11 protein-coding genes are annotated in these 17,363 nt (G+C 74.3%); 10 read left to right on the plus strand and 1 reads right to left on the minus strand.

Going from position 1 to position 17,363, the window contains the following annotated elements; genetic code table 11:
- Window positions 1-14 precede the first annotated feature (14 nt).
- Window positions 15-1,340, plus strand: coding sequence for a Rieske 2Fe-2S domain-containing protein (locus ACQEVB_RS13785; RefSeq protein WP_432970041.1), 1,326 nt, complete (start codon window positions 15-17; stop codon window positions 1,338-1,340).
- Window positions 1,337-2,791, plus strand: a complete 1,455-nt coding sequence (locus tag ACQEVB_RS13790) for a glutamine synthetase family protein (protein ID WP_432970044.1) — start codon at window positions 1,337-1,339, stop codon at window positions 2,789-2,791. The genes ACQEVB_RS13785 and ACQEVB_RS13790 overlap by 4 nt, the downstream gene beginning before the upstream one ends.
- A gap of 119 nt (window positions 2,792-2,910) precedes the next feature.
- On the opposite strand, the gene ACQEVB_RS13795 is transcribed toward ACQEVB_RS13790, so the two are convergent.
- On the minus strand, window positions 2,911-3,933 hold the full coding sequence (locus tag ACQEVB_RS13795) for a zinc-dependent alcohol dehydrogenase family protein (RefSeq protein WP_432970047.1): 1,023 nt from the start codon (window positions 3,931-3,933) through the stop codon (window positions 2,911-2,913).
- Between the two features lie 116 nt (window positions 3,934-4,049).
- Between ACQEVB_RS13795 and ACQEVB_RS13800 the strand changes: the two genes are divergently transcribed.
- From ACQEVB_RS13800 to ACQEVB_RS13835, 8 genes are all read left to right on the plus strand, one after another.
- A complete protein-coding gene (locus ACQEVB_RS13800; RefSeq protein WP_432970050.1) occupies window positions 4,050-4,868 on the plus strand; it encodes a helix-turn-helix transcriptional regulator in 819 nt (272 codons plus the stop codon).
- A 173-nt stretch (window positions 4,869-5,041) separates the two neighbouring features.
- Window positions 5,042-6,526, plus strand: a complete 1,485-nt coding sequence (locus ACQEVB_RS13805) for a wax ester/triacylglycerol synthase family O-acyltransferase (protein ID WP_432970053.1) — start codon at window positions 5,042-5,044, stop codon at window positions 6,524-6,526.
- Window positions 6,527-6,711: 185 nt separating this feature from the next.
- Entirely contained in the window at window positions 6,712-8,253 is a 1,542-nt protein-coding gene (locus tag ACQEVB_RS13810) for a glycosyltransferase family 2 protein (RefSeq protein ID WP_432970056.1), read from the plus strand.
- Window positions 8,250-9,362 (plus strand): glycoside hydrolase family 113, encoded by a 1,113-nt coding sequence (locus ACQEVB_RS13815; protein WP_432970059.1) that lies wholly within the window; start codon window positions 8,250-8,252, stop codon window positions 9,360-9,362. Before ACQEVB_RS13810 ends, ACQEVB_RS13815 begins: the two co-directional genes overlap by 4 nt.
- The gene (locus ACQEVB_RS13820) at window positions 9,359-11,320 is read left to right on the plus strand and encodes an acyltransferase family protein (protein ID WP_432970062.1); all 1,962 of its coding nucleotides are present in this window, start codon (window positions 9,359-9,361) and stop codon (window positions 11,318-11,320) included. The genes ACQEVB_RS13815 and ACQEVB_RS13820 overlap by 4 nt, the downstream gene beginning before the upstream one ends.
- Window positions 11,310-13,664: a protein kinase domain-containing protein gene (locus ACQEVB_RS13825; RefSeq protein ID WP_432970065.1), complete on the plus strand. Its 2,355-nt coding sequence runs from the start codon at window positions 11,310-11,312 to the stop codon at window positions 13,662-13,664. The genes ACQEVB_RS13820 and ACQEVB_RS13825 overlap by 11 nt, the downstream gene beginning before the upstream one ends.
- A complete protein-coding gene (locus ACQEVB_RS13830; RefSeq protein WP_432970068.1) occupies window positions 13,661-15,238 on the plus strand; it encodes a glycosyltransferase family 39 protein in 1,578 nt (525 codons plus the stop codon). The genes ACQEVB_RS13825 and ACQEVB_RS13830 overlap by 4 nt, the downstream gene beginning before the upstream one ends.
- Window positions 15,235-17,268, plus strand: coding sequence for a PQQ-binding-like beta-propeller repeat protein (locus tag ACQEVB_RS13835; protein WP_432970071.1), 2,034 nt, complete (start codon window positions 15,235-15,237; stop codon window positions 17,266-17,268). The genes ACQEVB_RS13830 and ACQEVB_RS13835 overlap by 4 nt, the downstream gene beginning before the upstream one ends.
- Window positions 17,269-17,363 lie beyond the last annotated feature (95 nt).

The raw sequence follows: 17,363 nt of genomic DNA on the forward strand, positions 1-17,363 counted from the left end.
AGGAGGATCTGCAGATGCTCTCCCGTGAGGACAACGAGCTGATCACCCGGACCGGGCGCGGCACCGGCTGCGGCGGGTTGCTGCGCGCCTACTGGCAGCCCGTCGCGCTGGTGTCGGAGATGCCGCAGCTGCGCCCGGTGAAGGCCGTGCGGCTGATGGGTGAGGACCTGGTGCTGTTCCGCCGCGACGACGGCGGCTGGGCGCTGGTCGGCCGCTTCTGCGCGCACCGGGGCGTCGACCTCAGCTTCGGCCGGCTGGAGGACGGCGGTCTGCGCTGCCTGTACCACGGCTGGCTCTACGGTCCCGACGGCCGCTGTCGCGAGCAGCCGGCGGAGCCGCCGTCGAGCCGGTTCCACGAGAAGGTCTCGATCCCCGGCTACCCGTGCATCGAGCGCAACGGGATCATCTTCGCCTACCTGGGCGGCGGGGAGCCGCCGCCGCTGCCCGGCTGGGACTGCTTCACCGCCCCGCAGGAGTACACGTTCGCGTTCAAGGGGCTGTGGGAGTGCAACTGGCTCCAGGGCGTCGAGGGCGGGATCGACCCGAGCCACGTGTCGTACCTGCACCGGTTCCTGGAGGCGGATCCCCGCGACACGTACGGGCAGCAGTTCCGCGAGGAGGTCGAGGGCACCGGCCGGAGCGTGTCGGACATCGTCGGCGCCGACGTCCGCCCCGACATCGACGTGGAGCCCGACGAGCACGGCCTTCGGGTCTTCGCGATCCGCAGGCTGAACGCGGAGCTGCGGCACGTGCGGGTCACCAACCTGCTGTTCCCCAACGCGTTCGTGGTGCCCTTCGGCAACGACCGCGCGTTCTGCCAGTGGCACGTGCCCGTCGACGACGAGAACCACTACTGGTACATGATCTTCTACGACTTCGCCGAGCCGACCGACACCGAGACGCTGCTGGCCCAGCGGCTCGCGGGGGTGTCGCTGCCGGACTACCGACCGCTGCGCAACCGCGACAACGACTGGGGCTTCGACCCCGCCGAGCAGATGTCGCAGACGTTCACGGGGATGGGCCTCGACATCAACGTCCACGACCAGTGGGCCGTGGAGAGCATGGGCCGGATCCAGGACCGCACGGTCGAGCGGTTGGGGGTCTCCGACCGCGCCGTCACCGCGAACCGGCGGCTGCTGCTGCGCTCCATCGCCGCGCACGCCGCCGGCCGTCCGCTGCCCGGCCGCCCCAGCGACCCTGCCGAGGCGGCCGCGCTGCGCGGTCCGTTGACCGTGGACACCACCGCGCCCGACGTCGGCTGGGAACAGCACTGGCGCGACCGCGAGGCGGCGCGCCGGGCGCGATCGCCATGGGCGAGCGTCGTGGCCGGCCAGCCGTGACCCCCGGTCGGCTCGACGGGTTCGTCCAGCGAGAAGGCTGCTGGGGCGAGCCCGAGCACGCGGCGGCCGCGCAGCTGCGCAGGGTGGTCGACGAGGCCGGGATCGAGCTGTTCCGGGTGTGCTTCGCCGACCAGCACGGCGTCCTGCGCGGCAAGACCCTCACGCGCGACGCGTTCGCCGCCGCGCTGCGGGACGGCGTGACCGTTCCGTCGTCGTTGCTGCTCAAGGACACGTCAGGGCGGTCGGCGTACCCGGTGTTCAGCGCGGGCGGGGGGATCGACGTGCCCGGCCTGGAGGGCGCGGGGGACGTGGTGCTGGTGCCGGACCCGCACACGTTCCGGCCGCTGCCGTGGGCGCCGCGCACCGCCTGGATCCTCTGCGATCTGTCCTTCCCCGCCGGCGGCCGGGTGCCGCTCTCGACCCGCGAGATCTGCCGGCAGGCGTTGGGCAGGCTCGCGGAACGGGGGTACGACCTGGTGGTCGGCGTCGAGCTGGAGTTCCACCTGTTCCGAACGGGCGACGACCCGGAGCCCGGCCAGTCGGCGCCGGGCCGCCCGGGCCGCCAGCCGGACCTGTCGCCGACGACCCGGGGAGCGCAGCTGCTCCACGTCGAGAGCCTCGACGTGCTCGACGACGTCGTGCAGCTCCTGCACGACGGGCTCACCGCGCTGGACCTGCCGTTGCGGTCGATCGAGCTGGAGTTCGGCCCGAACCAGCTGGAGGTGACCCTCGCGCCGCGGCCGGCGCTCACCGCTGCCGACGACGTGGTGCTGTGCCGCAGCGCGATCCGCCAGCTGTGCGCCCGCCACGGCTACCTCGCGACCTTCATGAGCCGGCCGCTCGGGGCGCTGAGCGCGTCGGCGGGCTGGCACCTGCACCAGTCGCTGGCCGACCGCGGCGGCGGCAACGCGATGACGCCCGACACACCTGGGGCCGCGTTGTCCGAGGTCGGCATGGCCTACCTCGGCGGGCTGCTGCAGCACGCCGGTGCCGCGACCGTGCTGACCACCCCGACCGTCAACGGGTACAAGCGCTACCAGCCGCAGTCCCTCGCGCCGGACCGGATCGTGTGGGGGATCGACAACAAGGGGGCGATGGTCCGCGCGGTGGGTGGTCCCGGCGACCCCGCCACCCGGCTGGAGAACCGCTGCGGCGAACCAGCGGCCAACCCGTACCTGTACGTGGCCTCGCAGGCCGTCGCCGGGCTGGCCGGCATCGACGGCGCGCTCGACCCCGGCCCGCCGACCGCCACCCCGTACACCGCCGACGCTCCACGGCTGCCGACCGACCTCGGCGAGGCGATCGAGGCGCTGCGCACCGATCGGGTCTTCGCCGAGGCGCTGGGGCCGAGGGTGATCGACTGGCTGGTACGGCTCAAGACCGCAGAGCTCGAGCGCTTCCGCGCCGAGGTGTCGGAGTGGGAACAGCGGGAGTACCTGACTCTCATCTGACGGCGTCTTGCCTGCGTCGGGTCTGCCCGGATGATCGGTTCTCCATCGGCGCGTGGCTCTTCATCGGGGCGTTCGTCGCGCACGGGGCGCTGAAGCTGCGCTACCGCGGTCATCCACGATCAGGCGGGTGTGATGACGATCTTTCCGAAGGCGCCGCGTTCCAGGTGGGCAAGCGCGGACGGGAGGTCGGAAAGGGTGTACTCGGCTGCGATCACGGGGCGAAGGACGAGGTGATCGGCCGCGCGGACCAGGTCCTCCAGGGATCGCCGGTGCCCGACCTGGAGTCCGTCGATGCGCAGCTTCTTGCGGGCCAGGTGGGCGACATGGCCGGAGATCTCGTAGCCCTGGAGGATGCCGATGAGGGAGATGTGGCCGCCGACTGCCGCCGCCTCGATCGAGCGGGAGAGGTGGTGGCCGCCGACGGTCTCCAGGATGTGGTCGGCGCCGCGGTCACGGGTGAGTGCGTAGACGCGCTCGACCCAGTCCTCGGTGAGCCGATTGATCCTGTGGGCGGCGCCCAGGTCCTTGGCGCGGGCGAGCTTGGCGTCGTCGCCGGAGACGACGATGACCTCGGCGCCGTGGGCCGCAGCGATCTGCAGGCCGAAGAGCGCTACCCCGCCGGTCCCGTGCACGAGCACGGTCTCACCGGCATGCACCCTGCCTTGCTCGACCAGGGCGGTCCAGGCCGACAGACCGGCCATGGGGAGCGTGCTCGCCTCGATGTCGCTGAGGCTCTCCGGCGCCCGTACCGCCCACTCCTGGTCGAGTGCCACGTACTCGGTCAGGACACCGGGGTAGTGTCCGCTGCCGAGGGCTTCCGGACCGCCCATCCGGGCATTGCCCGGGCCCGGGCCCTCGATCCAGCCAGGCAGGCAGGTGGAGATCACGCGGTCACCCGGCGCGAAGCGGTCCACCTGCGTTCCCACGCCGACGACCTCGCCGGCCATGTCGGATCCCGGCACGAACGGGCCGTCCTCGGGGAAGACCATGGTGAGCCCCTCGTCGATGGCGAGCCGGTCGCGGTAGTTGAGTGAGACGGCCGAGACCTTGACCAGGATCTCGCCGACGGCCGGCTCGGGGATCGGGGCGTCGCTGAGTTCGAGGTTGGCGCGGCCGGCCGTGGACATCGTCCATCGCTTCATGGTGTGACCCTCGCCCGTGCAGGCAGCGGCTTCCAGACCGTGGTGTGGGTGGTCGGCGGCTGTCTGGCACAGCCAGGGCCAGGCAGCGCGGCGACGGCGTGGGCACGATGGGACGCATGCAGACCAGCACCACGCTCGGCGAGTTCCTGCGGGTTCGGCGCGGCCGGCTCAAGCCGGAGGACCTGGGGATCGCCTCGTACGGAGCGCGTCGCGTCCCCGGGCTCCGCCGTGAGGAACTGGCTCAGCTCGCGGGAGTGAGCGTCACCTACTACACCCGGCTGGAACAAGGCCAGAGCCACCAGGCATCGGAGTCGGTCATCGAGGCGCTCGCCCGCGCGCTCGAGCTGAGCGACGACGAACGCGGCTACCTGCACAACATCGCCAGGCCCGCACCGCCGCATCCGCGGACGGCAGCGCCCGCGACGGTGCGCCACGGCACCCGGCAGCTCATCGGCTCCCTGAACGTTCCCGCCGTCCTCGTCGGGGTGCGCACCGAGGTGTTGGCGTGGAATCCGCTCGGGCACTGGCTCCTGGCCGGTCACCTCGACCGGGACGCGCCGGATCGGGCTGGCCAGCGCCCCAACCTCACCAGGATGCTGTTCCTCGATCCGCACCACCGCGATCTGTACCCGCGCTGGGAGAACTCGGCGTCCTGCGCTGTCGCGTCGCTGAGGCTGGCGGTCAGCCGGCACCGGGACGACACCGAACTGGCCGCTCTCGTCGGCGATCTGGCCGTGAACAGCGAAGAGTTCGCCACGCTGTGGGCCGCCCATCCGGTCGCCGAGCACGCCTCCGGGCTGCGTCACCTACGGCATCCCGAGATCGGCGAACTCACCGTCGAGCTGGAAACCCTGGTTCTGGCCGACGAGCCCGACCAGCGACTGCTCATCTACAGCGCTGCGGACGGAAGCCTGTCGCAGACCACGCTGACGTAGGCGGCGTCGGCATGGCGCGTCAGCCATCGGCCTTGCGCGAAGTGGGTCGTCACCGACGCCCGCCGGCGGCATCGAGGACCGCCGAGTCCCACCGCGCGTCACGTGGTTGGTAGGAACGGGTGAGGCGTCGCCGTTCTCGATCGTGATCATGTTCGCTGCCTAGCCTGTCGAAGGTGATTCCACCCCTGCCCGCACTCGGGGCGCTCGATGCGATGTTCCTGCACCTGGACACGCCCTCGACCCCGATGAACGTCGTGGCCGTGATGACCCTCGACGCCGCGCCGGGACCAGTGGACGTGCCGGAGCTGAACACCCGCCTCGCGGCCCACCTGCGCCGCGACCCCCGACTCCGGCGGCGGCTCCGGCAGCTGCCCGGTGGTGTCCTGGCGCCGTGGTGGGCCGACGACTACCGGTTCGAGCTCGGTCATCACCTGCGTCACGTCGCACTGCCCACCCCCGGATCCGTCGAGCAGCTCCACCGGCTGGTTGCCGACGTGCTCGCCGAGCCCCTCGATCGTTCCCGGCCGCTCTGGGAGCTCCATGTCGTCGAGGGCCTCGCCACGGGGCGGGCGGCGTTGATCGTCAAGGCCCACCACGCGATGGGTGACGGGCTCGGGCTGATGGCGATGGCCGCCGGCCTGTTCGATCCGGCATCGGCGGGGCCGGCATGGCGGCCCACGACACCGCCGACGACGGCGCAGACCGCGCTCGCTGCCGCCGGCTGGTACGCCGGCGCCTCGCGGAAGGCGGCCGAGCAGGTGCGGGGGCTGGCCGGCGCGGTGTGCGCCGCATGGCCGGAGAGCATCGGACGATCACCGGCCGCCTGGACCACGGCCGGGCTCAGGTTGCTGGAGGGCAGTTCGGTGCCGGCGTTGCACGCGACCACCGGTCCGCGACGGCGGTTCACCACCGTCGGCGCATCGCTGGCCGACCACCGGGCCGTCCGTCGCGCACTCGGTGGCACCGTCAACGACGTGGTCCTCGCCGCCGTCGCGGGGGCGCTGCGGCGCTGGCTCGCCGACCGTGGCGAGCACCCGGCCACCGTGCGGGCGCTGGTCCCGACCAGTGTCCGCGCCCGCAACCGCGACGCCCGGGAAGCGACACCCGACGCCGTGGCGGCCAACGCCATCTCCGCCCACCTCATCGACCTCCCGACCGGCACGACCGACCCGCTGCACCGGCTGACCCGGGTTCGGACCGCGACCAGCGCGGCCAAACGACGCGGCCCCGCTCCGGTACCACTGCTCGCCGCGCTCGCCGACCTCATGCCCGCAGCCGTGCAGGGTGCGGCGTCGCGGCTGGTGGGCCGCCACAGCGCGCGCTTGTACGACGTCCTGATCACCAACGTCCCCGGTCCGCCCCGCCCGCTGCGCTGCGGCGACGTCCGGGTGCGCGACCTCGTGCCCGCGGTGCCGCTCGGCCCGGGCCAGGTACTGGCCATCGGGGTGATGTCCTGCGACGGCACCCTGACCTACGGACTCACTGCCGACCACGACGCGGTCCCCGATCTCGACCGGCTCGCCGCCGCCCTCCGCGCGTCGATCACCGAACTGGTCGACCACAGCCCGCCCCCGCTGGCGTCCCTGCGCCCGGTCTCCGGTCCGTTCTCGGCCGAGCCCTCCGACGCTTCGCGGCCCACGGCGACCGCGGCACCCTGAACGAACGCTTCCGCCGGGCGCCCACAATTGATCGCTGAACACCCCCTGCGACCAGGGAGAACTGCGTCCTTGACGGGTAGCTGTCGAGGCAGTTGCCATCGGGCAAGAGAAACCTTACCTCGACGTAACGCGGCCCTCCCGCGCAGGAGGTAACGCCGGTCCGGCCCGTCGACGATCCTGGGATCATGTCGATCGGGAGCGGCGAGAGCCGGACGGTTCTGGTCGCCGTCCCGGCTCACGCTGCAGGCCCACGGTCGACCGGGGGCTTCGACCTGACCGTGCCGACGGCCCTGCCCGCCGACTCCACCGTCACCCTCGCGGTCCCGGCGCCCACCTTCCCGCCCAGCCCGGTCCGGCCCGGCACGACGTCGTTCGTCGTGACCTTCCTGGTCGCACTGGGGATCTCCGGCTGGGCCTTCCTGCAGCAGGGCGGCAACCCGGGCACGCTCGCCTGGATCACCACCGTCCTGTGGACGCTCCCGTGCAGTGCCTCGCTGCTGGGCGTCGCGGGGGCGCTGCGCACGGTCCGTCGGCTGCGCCGGGCTCGCCGCGAGCCACCCCCGCCGCCGGTCCGGGACGCGTTCCTGCTGGTCGTGGTCCCGACGATCGGCCGGTTCGCCACCCTGCCGGCGCTGGAGCGCGCGGTGCTGTCCTACCGGCGGTGCCTGCCGGTGCACTTCCCGCGGATGCGGGTCGACATCGTCGTCGAGCAGGGCTGCGAGGCGCTCGCCCGGATCGCGGCGCTCGCCGGGCCGCAGGTGCGCGTCGTGGTCGTGCCGCGGGCCTACCGCACCCCGGCCGGCACCCGGTTCAAGGCCAGGGCCAACCACTACGCGCACGAGCTGCGCATCCGTGAGGGCGAGGCCCGCGACGACGTCTGGGTCCTGCACATGGACGACGACACCGGGGTCGACGTGGACACGGGCGCGGCCATGGCGCGCTTCGTCCACGCCCAGCGCCACCGCGGCGCCGCGGCAGCGCACCTCGCGCAGGGCGTGCTGACCTACCCGCGCGAGCACGGCGCGCGCCGGCTGCTGTGGCTCGCCGACGCCGTCCGCCCCGCCTGCGACCTGTCGGTCTTCGCGCTCACCACCGGCACCGGCACGCCCCGCGCCGGCGTGCACGGCGAGCTGCTGCTGGTGCGGGCCTCGGTGGAGGCCGGGATCGGCTGGGACTTCGGGCCCCGCGCCATCGTCGAGGACGCCCAGTTCGCGCTGCTGTTCGCCGACCGCCACCCGGGCCGCAGCGACTGGTTCGCCGGCCGGTCGCTCGGCGCGGCGCCGGCGAGCGTCACGGACCTGGTCCGCCAGCGCGAGCGCTGGGCGTGGGGGCTGCTGGAGCTGTCGGTGAACCGCGCGGTGCCGCTGCGGCACCGGCTGCTGCTCCTGCACAACATGCTGATCTGGGCCTGCGGACCGCTGCAGCACGTGGCGGTCGTCCTCGCCGCGGGCGCCCTGCTGGGCGACCTCGACACGCTCCCGGTGACCGCGGTACTGCTGCCCGTCTGGGCGATGAACATCGCCTACCAGGTCTGGACGTACTGGGAGGGGCTCAAGCTCAACACCCGCGCCTCCGCCGACGGGCGCCGGCGCTGGTGGGAACGGATCGCCGTCGTCGCGCTGATGCCGCTGTTCTCGCTGTGGGAGGCAGCGGGCGTCCTCTGCGGCGTCATCCGGTTCGTGCGGCACGGCGAGACCACCTTCACCGTGATCGCGAAGCCGCTGTGAACGGGTCGAGCCTCGCCCGGTGGGCCACCGGGGTCGGCGCGGCGCTGGCCGTTGCCCTCGGCAGCTGGACGGCGCCGGCGATCGCCGCTCCCGCTGCCGGCCCGGTCCCGACCAGCGCCGGACCGTCCGTCGCCGATCCGTGGCGCCCCGGCCGGCCGGAGCTGGGCGTGCAGGTCTACTGGGTGAACAACCCCGCCGACAGCGACGAGGTCGTGCTCGCGAAGGCGCGCCGGCTATTCGCGCAGGTGATCGGCATGGAGGCCAACGCCGTCGGCGTCACGTTCCCGTTCTTCACCGAGTCGCTGACCGCCAGCGCCGTGCACGTCGACGGACGGACCCCGACGCCGGAGCGGGTCGGGCTGGTGCTCGCGCAGGCCAGGGCCATGGGGCTGCGCACGAGCCTGCGCCCGCTGCTGGACGAGGCGAACCTGCAGCAGCAGGACCCGCACTCGTGGCGCGGCAAGCTGCTGCCCCGCCACCGCGACGCCTGGTACGCCTCGTACGAGGAGCTGGTGACGCCGTACCTGCACGTCGCGGAGCGCGTCGGGGTCGACACGGTCGTGCTGGGCGCGGAGCTGAACTCGCTGCAGGACGACCCGCACTGGCCCGCGCTCGTCGGTCGCGCCCGGGACGTCTACCGGGGCGAGCTGGCCTACACGGCGAACTGGGACGCCTACGCGACCGCGCGCACCGGCGTCCCGGTCGACGTCATCGGGATCGACGCGTACCCCCAGCTGGACGTGACCGCCGGCGACGGCGAGGACCGGCTGACGGCGGCGTGGACGACGTGGCTCGACAGCGCCCGCATCGGGCGCGGCGCCGTCCTCACGGAGGTCGGGGCCGCCGCCGAGGCGCAGACCCTCGAGAACCCGGCCGTTCCGCACCGTGCGGGCGCGCCGCTCGACGAGGGCATCCAGCGTCGCTGGTTCACCGCAGCGTGCCGCGCCGCGCACGACCGCGGGCTCGGTGGGCTCTACTGGTGGAAGATCGGATTCGACGTCGACCCCGCCGCCGTCGACCCGGCCGCCGACCTGCACGACTCCTGGCTCGGCCGCGCGGCGCAGCCCGCGATGCGGGCGTGCTTCGCCGCGTGGGGACGGTCGACGTGACCGCCACCGCGCCCGGTCGTGCCGTGCCTGCGGCGATCACGGGGTTCGCCGGGCTGTCCGTGCTCCTCGTGGCGCTGCAGAGCAGCGGAGGCTTCGCCGTCGAGCTGCTCGGCCCCGACCTCGTGCTCGCCGTCGGTGGGTTCGTGGTGACCTACACCGTGCTCACCGCCGCCGGCAGCTCCGGCGCGCCGGTGACCGCGCGGGCCTGGTACCTCGACCAGATCGGCCGCCACGCACCGCTGCTGCTCCTCACGCTGCTGGGCGGGCTCCTCGCGATCGCGCTGCTGGGCCGCGCCCACCAGGTGGGGCAGGCCGCGATCGACGGGCTGGGCGGCGCCCTCGGCGTGCAGAACTGGGTCGAGATCGCGCGCGCGGGGGTGCTCCCGGCGCCGCGCGCCGGGTTGCTCGCGCCGCACGGGGACTTCTACACGAACCGGCTGGACCTCGTGGATCCGTTCGGGACGCTGTGGCTCATCTCCCTGCTGGTGCAGTTCACGCTGGCCTGGCCGCTGGTGCTGTGCGGGCTGCGGTGGCTGGTCGACGCGCGCGCCGGCCGCACGGCGCGCCTGGTCCCGTTCGTCCTCGCGCTGGCCCTGCTGGCCGCCGCGGCGGGCGTGCTCCGCGCACGGTCGGGCGCCGACCCCACCGAGCTCGCGTTCGGCAGCCACGTCCGTGCCGCCGAGTGGCTGTCGGGTGCCACCGCGGGGGTCGTCGCCGCGGGCCTGCCGCGCCGGGCCCCGGCCCGGACGGGCGCATGGCTGCTCGCCGCCCTCGGCGTCGCCGGGCTGGTCGCGTCCGCGGTGGCGGCCACGCTGTGGCGCGCGACGTGGCTTACCTCGGGCGGGCCCGCCGCCGCTGCGGCGGCCGCGGCGATCCTGCTGGTAGCGCTGCACCTGACCAGCACCATCGGCGGTACCGCGGGTGGCGTCGGCCGCGGGTTCCCGCTGGAGCTGGGCCGCTCGGCGTACCCGATCCTGCTGCTGCACGCCCCGCTGTTCTGGCTGGTCCAGCGAGCGGTCCCGGGTGCTCGGCCGTTCGCGCTGATCGCGGTCGGGGTCGCGCTGGCGTGGGTCCTCGGCCTGCTCGTGCAGGACGGCCTGCTGCGCCGCGTGCGTGACCGCGCCGCCCGGCGCGGGCCGGGCTTCGGCGCGGGCACGGCCCTGCTGGCGGCGACCGTGCTCGCCGGCGCCCCCGTCCTCTACACCCTCGACGAGCGCCCTCTCGGCTCCGGAACCGGGTTGGCCATCCTCGTGCTGGGCGGGTCCAGCGGCTCCGACACGGCCGCCGCGCTCGCGGGCTCCCGGTTCACGGTGGTCGACGCGACCCGACCGGGGTGCGGGCTGCTGCCGGAACCGCCGGCCCCCGACTCGCCGGCCCGGCCGACCGCACTGGCCCAGGCCCCGCAGCCCGCCCCGGCCTGCGCCGACCAGATCGATCTCTGGCGCACCGCGGTGCTGACCACGCGGCCCGCCGCGGTCGTGCTCGACCTGTCCGCCGACGCAGCGCCCCGCCGTGGCCCCGGCGTCCCGTCGAGCCCGTGCGACCCGCAGTTCCGCACCACGTACCGGTCCCTGGTGGCCGACGCGGTCGGCGTGCTGACGACGAGGGCGCCCCACCGCCCGATCCTCGTCACCACGCAGGACGGCACGGGTGTCGACGCACGGGGCGGATGCCTCGACGCGCTCCTGGTCGAAGCGGCGATGACGCACCCCGCGGTCGTCGCCTTCGACACCGACGGGCCCTTGTGCCCGGCCGGCTACTGCCGCACCGTGGGCGAGCCCGGCGCGCCACGGCTCGGCGACGGGGTGCACCTGAGCGCCGCGGGCATCGCTGCGCTCGGCCGGCCGCTCGAGGAGCGGCTGGCGGTCGAGCTGGCCAGGGCACGGACACCGGCGTCGACACCGGCGTCGGGAACGGGCTGCTCGCCCGGCGGGGAGGAGGTCCAGGATGGGTGCTGACCTGGAGGTGGGCCCGGCTGCGGGCCCGCCGGCTGACCCCGACACCGCGACCGGCACCTTGGGCGTGTTCGGGCACTACCGCCTCGACGAGGTGATCGGCCGCGGCGGGATGGGCGTGGTCTACCGGGCCTACGACACGCGCCGCAACCGCATCGTCGCGATCAAGCGGATGCCCCGGCACCTGGCGACGGACGAGGAGTTCCGCACCCGCTTCAAGCGCGAGTCCGCCCTGGCGGCGAAGCTGCGGGAGCCGCACGTCGTCCCGATCCACGACTACGGCGAGATCGACGGCCAGCTCTACATCGACATGCGGCTCGTCGAGGGGATCGACCTCGGCACGGTGCTCAAGCGGGCGCCGCTGGCGCTGCCCCGCGCCGTCGACATCGTCTCCCAGATCGCCGACGCCCTCGACGCAGCCCACGAGGACGGCCTCGTCCACCGCGACGTGAAGCCACCCAACGTGCTGCTCGTCGGCAAGCCCGCGCAGGTCGTCGACCGCGGGTTCGCCTACCTCGCCGACTTCGGCATCGCGGCCAACCTCGGCGGCTCCACCCTCAGCCGCCCCGGGCTCGCGCTCGGTACCGCCTCGTACATGGCCCCTGAGCGCATGGTCGGCGACCCGTGGGACCACCGCGTCGATGTCTACTCGCTGGCCTGCCTGCTGTTCGAGGCCGTCGTCGGGCACCGCCCGTACCTGGCGGAGGACCTGCTCGGCGTGCTGCGGGCGCACCTGAGCCGCCCGATCCCTCGTCCGACGGAGCTGGTCGAGGGCCTGCCTGCGGGACTCGACGACGTCATCGCGAGGGGTATGGCGAAGAGCTCCGACGACCGCTTCGCCAGCTGCGGCGAGCTCGCGGCCGCCGCACGCGAGCTGCTGGAGGGCTGGTCACCTCGCCCGGCTGGGCCGGACGTCCGCGTGGCGCTGCCCGCCGAGACGGCCGAGGCGCCGCTCGCGCCGATCAGCGCGACGGTCGACGCGTCGCCCGTGCAGACCGCGACCGCCGACACGCCACCGCCCACCCCCGATGCGCCGTCGCAAGGCCCGGCCACCTCGGGTGACGTCCTCGCCCAGGCGAGCGCCCCGGCGCACGACCCCGTCCGGGAGGACGGGCACGCCGGGCCGCGCAGGACACCGGCGCCCGGACCCCGCCCCAGCCCGGAACCTCGTCCCGTGGAGCGGGAGGATCCGCAGACCGGACCCACCCGCGCGTTCTCCGGCCCCACGCCGGCTCTTCCGGACCCCGGACCGGAGACCGACCGCACGGTCCTGGGCGACACCCACCGGTACGCCTCGGAGCCGCAGTTCGACCTCCCGGCAGCACCGGAGCGGCGGCCCACGCCGAGGCGACGGACGAGCCCGCTGCTGATCGTGTCCGGCGCGATCCTGTCCGGAGTGGCGCTGGCCGGCGTGACGCTCCTGGCCGTGTTCCTCGCGCAGCCGCCGGCGGCGCCGCTGCTCGCCACCGTGGCCACGTACGCGACCGGCGCCGCCCCGGCCGAGGTCGCGCTGAGCCCCGACGGCAGCCGCGCCTACGTCACCAACCAGGACTCGGGCACCGTGTCCGTGATCGACACCCGCACCGGGCGGCCGGTCGTCGCGCCGATCCGCGTCGGCGAGCGCCCCAACAGCGTCCGCGTGACGGCCGACGGGACGCGCGTGCTGGTCACCAGCACGTCGGGCTCGGTGGCGATCATCGAGGCGGCGACCCACACGGTCGCCGCGACCGTGCCCGTGGCCGGGTTCGTCGACGGGCTCGCGCTGTCCCCCGACGGCGCCCGGCTCTACGCGTGCATCGCCGACACCGGCACCGTCGTCACGATCGACGTCGCGACCGCGCGGCAGGTGGGCCGCCCGATCAAGGTCGGCGACCAGCCGTACGGCATGGCTGCGAGCACCGACGGCCGGCGGCTCTACGTCCCCAACTTCGGGTCCGACGACCTCTCGGTCGTCGACACGACGACGGGAGCGGTCGTCGGGACCGTCAAGGTCGGGGACGCGCCGGTCGGCGCCGTCGTCAGCCCGGACGGCACCCGGCTCTACGTGGCGAACCTCGACGGCGGCACCGTCTCGATCATCGACACCGCGACCGTCGCGGTGATCGGCACCGTCGCGGTCGGGCCCACCCCGGTGGGTCTCGCGGTCAGCAGCGACGGTCGCCGGCTCTTCATCTCCCAGCGCGACACCGACAGCGTGCGCGTGCTCACCACCGCCGATCGGGCGCTGTCCGGCCCGATCGCGGTCCCGGCCGGGCCGGTGTCGATCGCGGTCGCCCCGGACGGGCGACTCGTCGTCGTCGGGGAGCGCGCCGACGCGCTCTCCGTGCTGCGTCCGGGTCAGGCGTGATCGAGGTTGCGCGGCACCGCCCGGCACGGCACCGCCGGGCGCGGCCGCGCGGCTGGACCGGTGCCGTCGTCGCGATCACCGCCGGTGCGCTCGTGCTGCGCCTGATCGAGATCGCCGACAAGAGCCTGTGGATCGACGAGGCGTTCAGCTGGTGGCTCGCGCAGCAGCCGACGGCAGCCATGTGGCGGTACGTGCTCGCCGTCGACCAGCACCCGCCGCTGTACTACTCCCTGCTGCAGGGTTGGCTCGGACCAGGCGACCGGGAGACGGGCCTGCGCGCCTTGTCCGTGCTGTGGAGCGTGCCCACCGTGCCGCTGGTGTTCCTGATCGGGCGCCGCGCGGCCGGGCCGGTCGCCGGGCTGCTCGCCGCCGTGCTGCAGGCGGTCTCGCCGCTGCACGTCTGGTACGCCCAGCAGGGCCGCATGTACACGATGCTCACGTTCTTCGCCGCCGCGGCGACGCTGGCCGCCCTGCACCTGCTCGATACCCGGGGCATGACGCGGCGCACGGTCCACCTCACGACCGCCGCCCTCGCCGCGTCGGTCACGCTCACGATGCTCAGCCACAACACCGGTGTGCTCCTGCCGGTGGTGCTCGCCGTGGTCGCCGCCGTCGTGGCGCTGCGGCAGCGGGCACGCCCCCGACCACCGCCCGCCGTCGACCCGGACGAGACGGTCGACCTCGGCGCGACCGTCCTGCTCAGCGCTCCGGGCCGCCCGCGGCCGGGCGCACTCGCGCTCGGCGTGGCGCTCGGCGTCGTGGCCTGGCTGGGGTGGCTGCCGGGCTTCCTCAAGCAGGCCCGGCAGGTCGACGCCGAGTTCTGGCTGCCCGCCCCGACCGGCACCGCGGTCGTCGAGCACCTGCGCAACCTGCTCAGCGCGCACGCCCCCGCCGGGTGGACGCTGGTGCTCGCGATCGCCGCCGTCGCGCTCGCCGCCGGCGGGGTGTGGCGGCTGCGCGGTCGCCCGGCCGCGCTGCTGCTGGTGGCGCTGGTGGCGGGGCCGCTGGTGCTGGAGCTGCTGGTCAGCTTCCGGCGCCCCATCTTCTACTCGCAGACGCTGATCTGGACGTCGGTGCCGTTGGCGGTGCTCGCCGCGGTGGCGCTGACCGGGATCCGCCGGCGCGGCGTCGCGGCGCTCGCGACGGCCGCGCTGCTCGCCGTGAACACGGTGTCGCTGGTCGCCTACTACCGGGCCGGCAGCGTCGAGGACTGGGAGGGCGCGGCCCTCTACCTGGCAGGGGCTGCACAGCCCGGCGACCTGGTGCTGTTCAATGCGGGCTGGACGCGGATCCCGTTCGACTTCTACTACGCCGGGGTGGGTCCACCTGTCGAGGAGCGCGGAGTGCCGGTGGACCTGTTCGAGCGCGGGGTGCTCGAACCGCGGATGACCCCGGCCGACCTGCCGCAGCTGGACGGCCTGCTGGCCGGGCGCCCGCGGGTCTGGCTGGTCTACAGCCACGACTGGTACACCGATCCCGACGGCGTCGTCGGCCGCCACCTCGACAGCGTGCTCGTCCCGGTGGGCGAGCACCGGTTCACGGCGATCGACATCCGCGAGTACCGCGCGGCGTGAGCGAGGGCGAACGGGTGGAAGGCGAACGGTTCGGGCCCTACCGGCTCGAGGCGGTGATCGGGCGCGGCGGAATGGGCGAGGTCTTCCGCGCCTACGACACGAGCCGCGACCGCGTCGTGGCGATCAAGCGGCTGCCGCGCGAGCTCGCCGCCGACCCCGTGTACCGCACACGGTTCCAGCGGGAGTCCGCGCTGGTCGCGAACCTGCACGAGCCCCACGTGATCCCCATCCACGACTACGGCGAGATCGACGGGCAGCTGTTCATCGACATGCGCCTCGTCGAAGGGCCGGACCTCGCGGCGGCGCTGCGGAGCACGCCCATGAGCGTGCAGCGGGCCGTCGACGTGATCTCCCAGATCGCGGACGCGCTCGACGCCGCACACGCGGCCGGGCTCGTCCACCGCGACGTGAAGCCGTCGAACATCCTGCTCGTCGGCGGGGCGGCGACCACCGGAGCGGGCGAGCGCGGGGTGGCCTACCTCGTCGACTTCGGCATCGCCCGCGCCGTCGACGGGCCCACGCTGAGTCACGCGGGCCTGGTCGCGGGCAGCATCGGCTACATGGCGCCGGAGCGCTTCACCGGCGAGGACTGGGATCTGCGGGTCGACGTGTACTCGCTGGCCTGCGTGCTGCACGAGTGCCTGGTCGGGCACCGGCCGTTCCCCACCGTGAGCCTGCCATCGGCGATGCACGCCCACATCACCACGCCGCCCCCGCGACCGTCGCGGGAGCGGGAGGGGCTCGACCCGCGGTTCGACGACGTCATCGCCACCGGGATGGCCAAGGATCCCGACCAGCGCTACCCGTCGGCGGGTGCGCTGGCCGCCGCCGCGCGCGACCTGCTCACCAGCCCGTCGGTGACCGAGCGGATCCCGCCCGATGCCGTCGCCTCGTGGCCGACCACCCCGATCCGGCCGCCGGACGCGGCTCCCTCCCCGCCGCCTCCGCCGCCGAGCCGCCGGCGGATGCTGCAGGTGGCGAGCGGGGTCGCGGCGCTGGCCGCGCTCGGTGCGGGCACGTGGGGCGGGCTGCGCGTGTCCGGCGTGCTGCCCGGCCGGGGGCCGTGGGCGTTCCGCACCGGCGACAAGGTCTACTCCTCGCCGCTGGTCGCCGCCGGCGTCGTCTACGTCGGCAGCAACGACGGCCTGCTCTACGCCCTCGACGCCGGCGACGGCGGGCAGCTGTGGAGCTACGCGGCCGCCGGAGCCATCACGTCCTCGCCGGCGCTCGACGGCGGAGTCGTCTACGTCGGGAGCGACGACCGCCGGCTGCACGCCGTCGACGCGGCCACGGGCGCCGGCCGGTGGACGGTCCCGACCGGGGTCATCCACTCCTCGCCGGCGGTGGCCGACGGCATCGTCGTGGTCGGCACCCGGAACGACGCGGTCATCGCGGTGGACGCGGCGACCGGCCGGTCCCGGTGGCGCTTCGCCGGCGACGACTGGTTCAACTCGTCGCCGCGCATCGCCGGCGGCATCGTGTACATCGGGTGCCGCGACCGCAACGTCTACGCCGTCGACCTGGCGACCGGCCGCGAGCGCTGGCGCAGCCCGACCGGCAGCAGCGTCGACTCGTCGGCAGCGGTCTCCGGCGACACCGTCCACATCGGTGGCGACGACGGGCGGGTCCGCGCCCTGTCAGCCGTGAGCGGCGCGCCGGTGTGGGAGTTCGCTGCCGGCGCGGGCGTGGTGTCGAGCCCGCGCATCGACCGCGGCGTGCTGTTCGTCGGCTGCGACGACGCCGTCCTGTACGCACTCGAGCAGGACACCGGGCGCGAGCGGTGGCGCTACCGGACGGGTGGCGGGATCCGCTCCTCGCCTGCGGTCGTCGACGGCGTCGTGTACGTCGGCAGCCAGGACCGCTTCCTGCACGCCGTCGACGCGCTCACCGGCGCGGTCCGCTGGCGGTTCCCGATGCCGGCACCGGTCGACGACTCGTCGCCGGCCGTCGCGGACGGGCTGGTCTTCGTCGGCTGCCTGGACGGCACCGTCTACGCGGTCGACGCGGCAACGGGAGCCGGACCGCACTGATCAGCGACCGCTGGTGAGCATCCAGCGGACGAACTCCTTTCGGCTGGTGGCGCCGGCGTCCACGAGGATGTTGCGGACGTGGCTCTCCACGGTGC

Origin of the sequence: Pseudonocardia sp. CA-107938 (genome assembly GCF_050936315.1) — a bacterium.
GTDB lineage: Bacteria > Actinomycetota > Actinomycetes > Mycobacteriales > Pseudonocardiaceae > Pseudonocardia.

Excerpts from the sequence above, each read along its gene's own strand:
- ACQEVB_RS13785 (WP_432970041.1), top strand. The coding sequence starts at position 15 with ATGCTCTCCCGTGAGGACAACGAGCTGATCACCCGGACCGGGCGCGGC.
- ACQEVB_RS13795 (WP_432970047.1), bottom strand. The coding sequence starts at position 3,933 with ATGAAGCGATGGACGATGTCCACGGCCGGCCGCGCCAACCTCGAACTC.
- ACQEVB_RS13800 (WP_432970050.1), top strand. The coding sequence starts at position 4,050 with ATGCAGACCAGCACCACGCTCGGCGAGTTCCTGCGGGTTCGGCGCGGC.
- ACQEVB_RS13810 (WP_432970056.1), top strand. The coding sequence starts at position 6,712 with ATGTCGATCGGGAGCGGCGAGAGCCGGACGGTTCTGGTCGCCGTCCCG.
- ACQEVB_RS13825 (WP_432970065.1), top strand. The coding sequence starts at position 11,310 with ATGGGTGCTGACCTGGAGGTGGGCCCGGCTGCGGGCCCGCCGGCTGAC.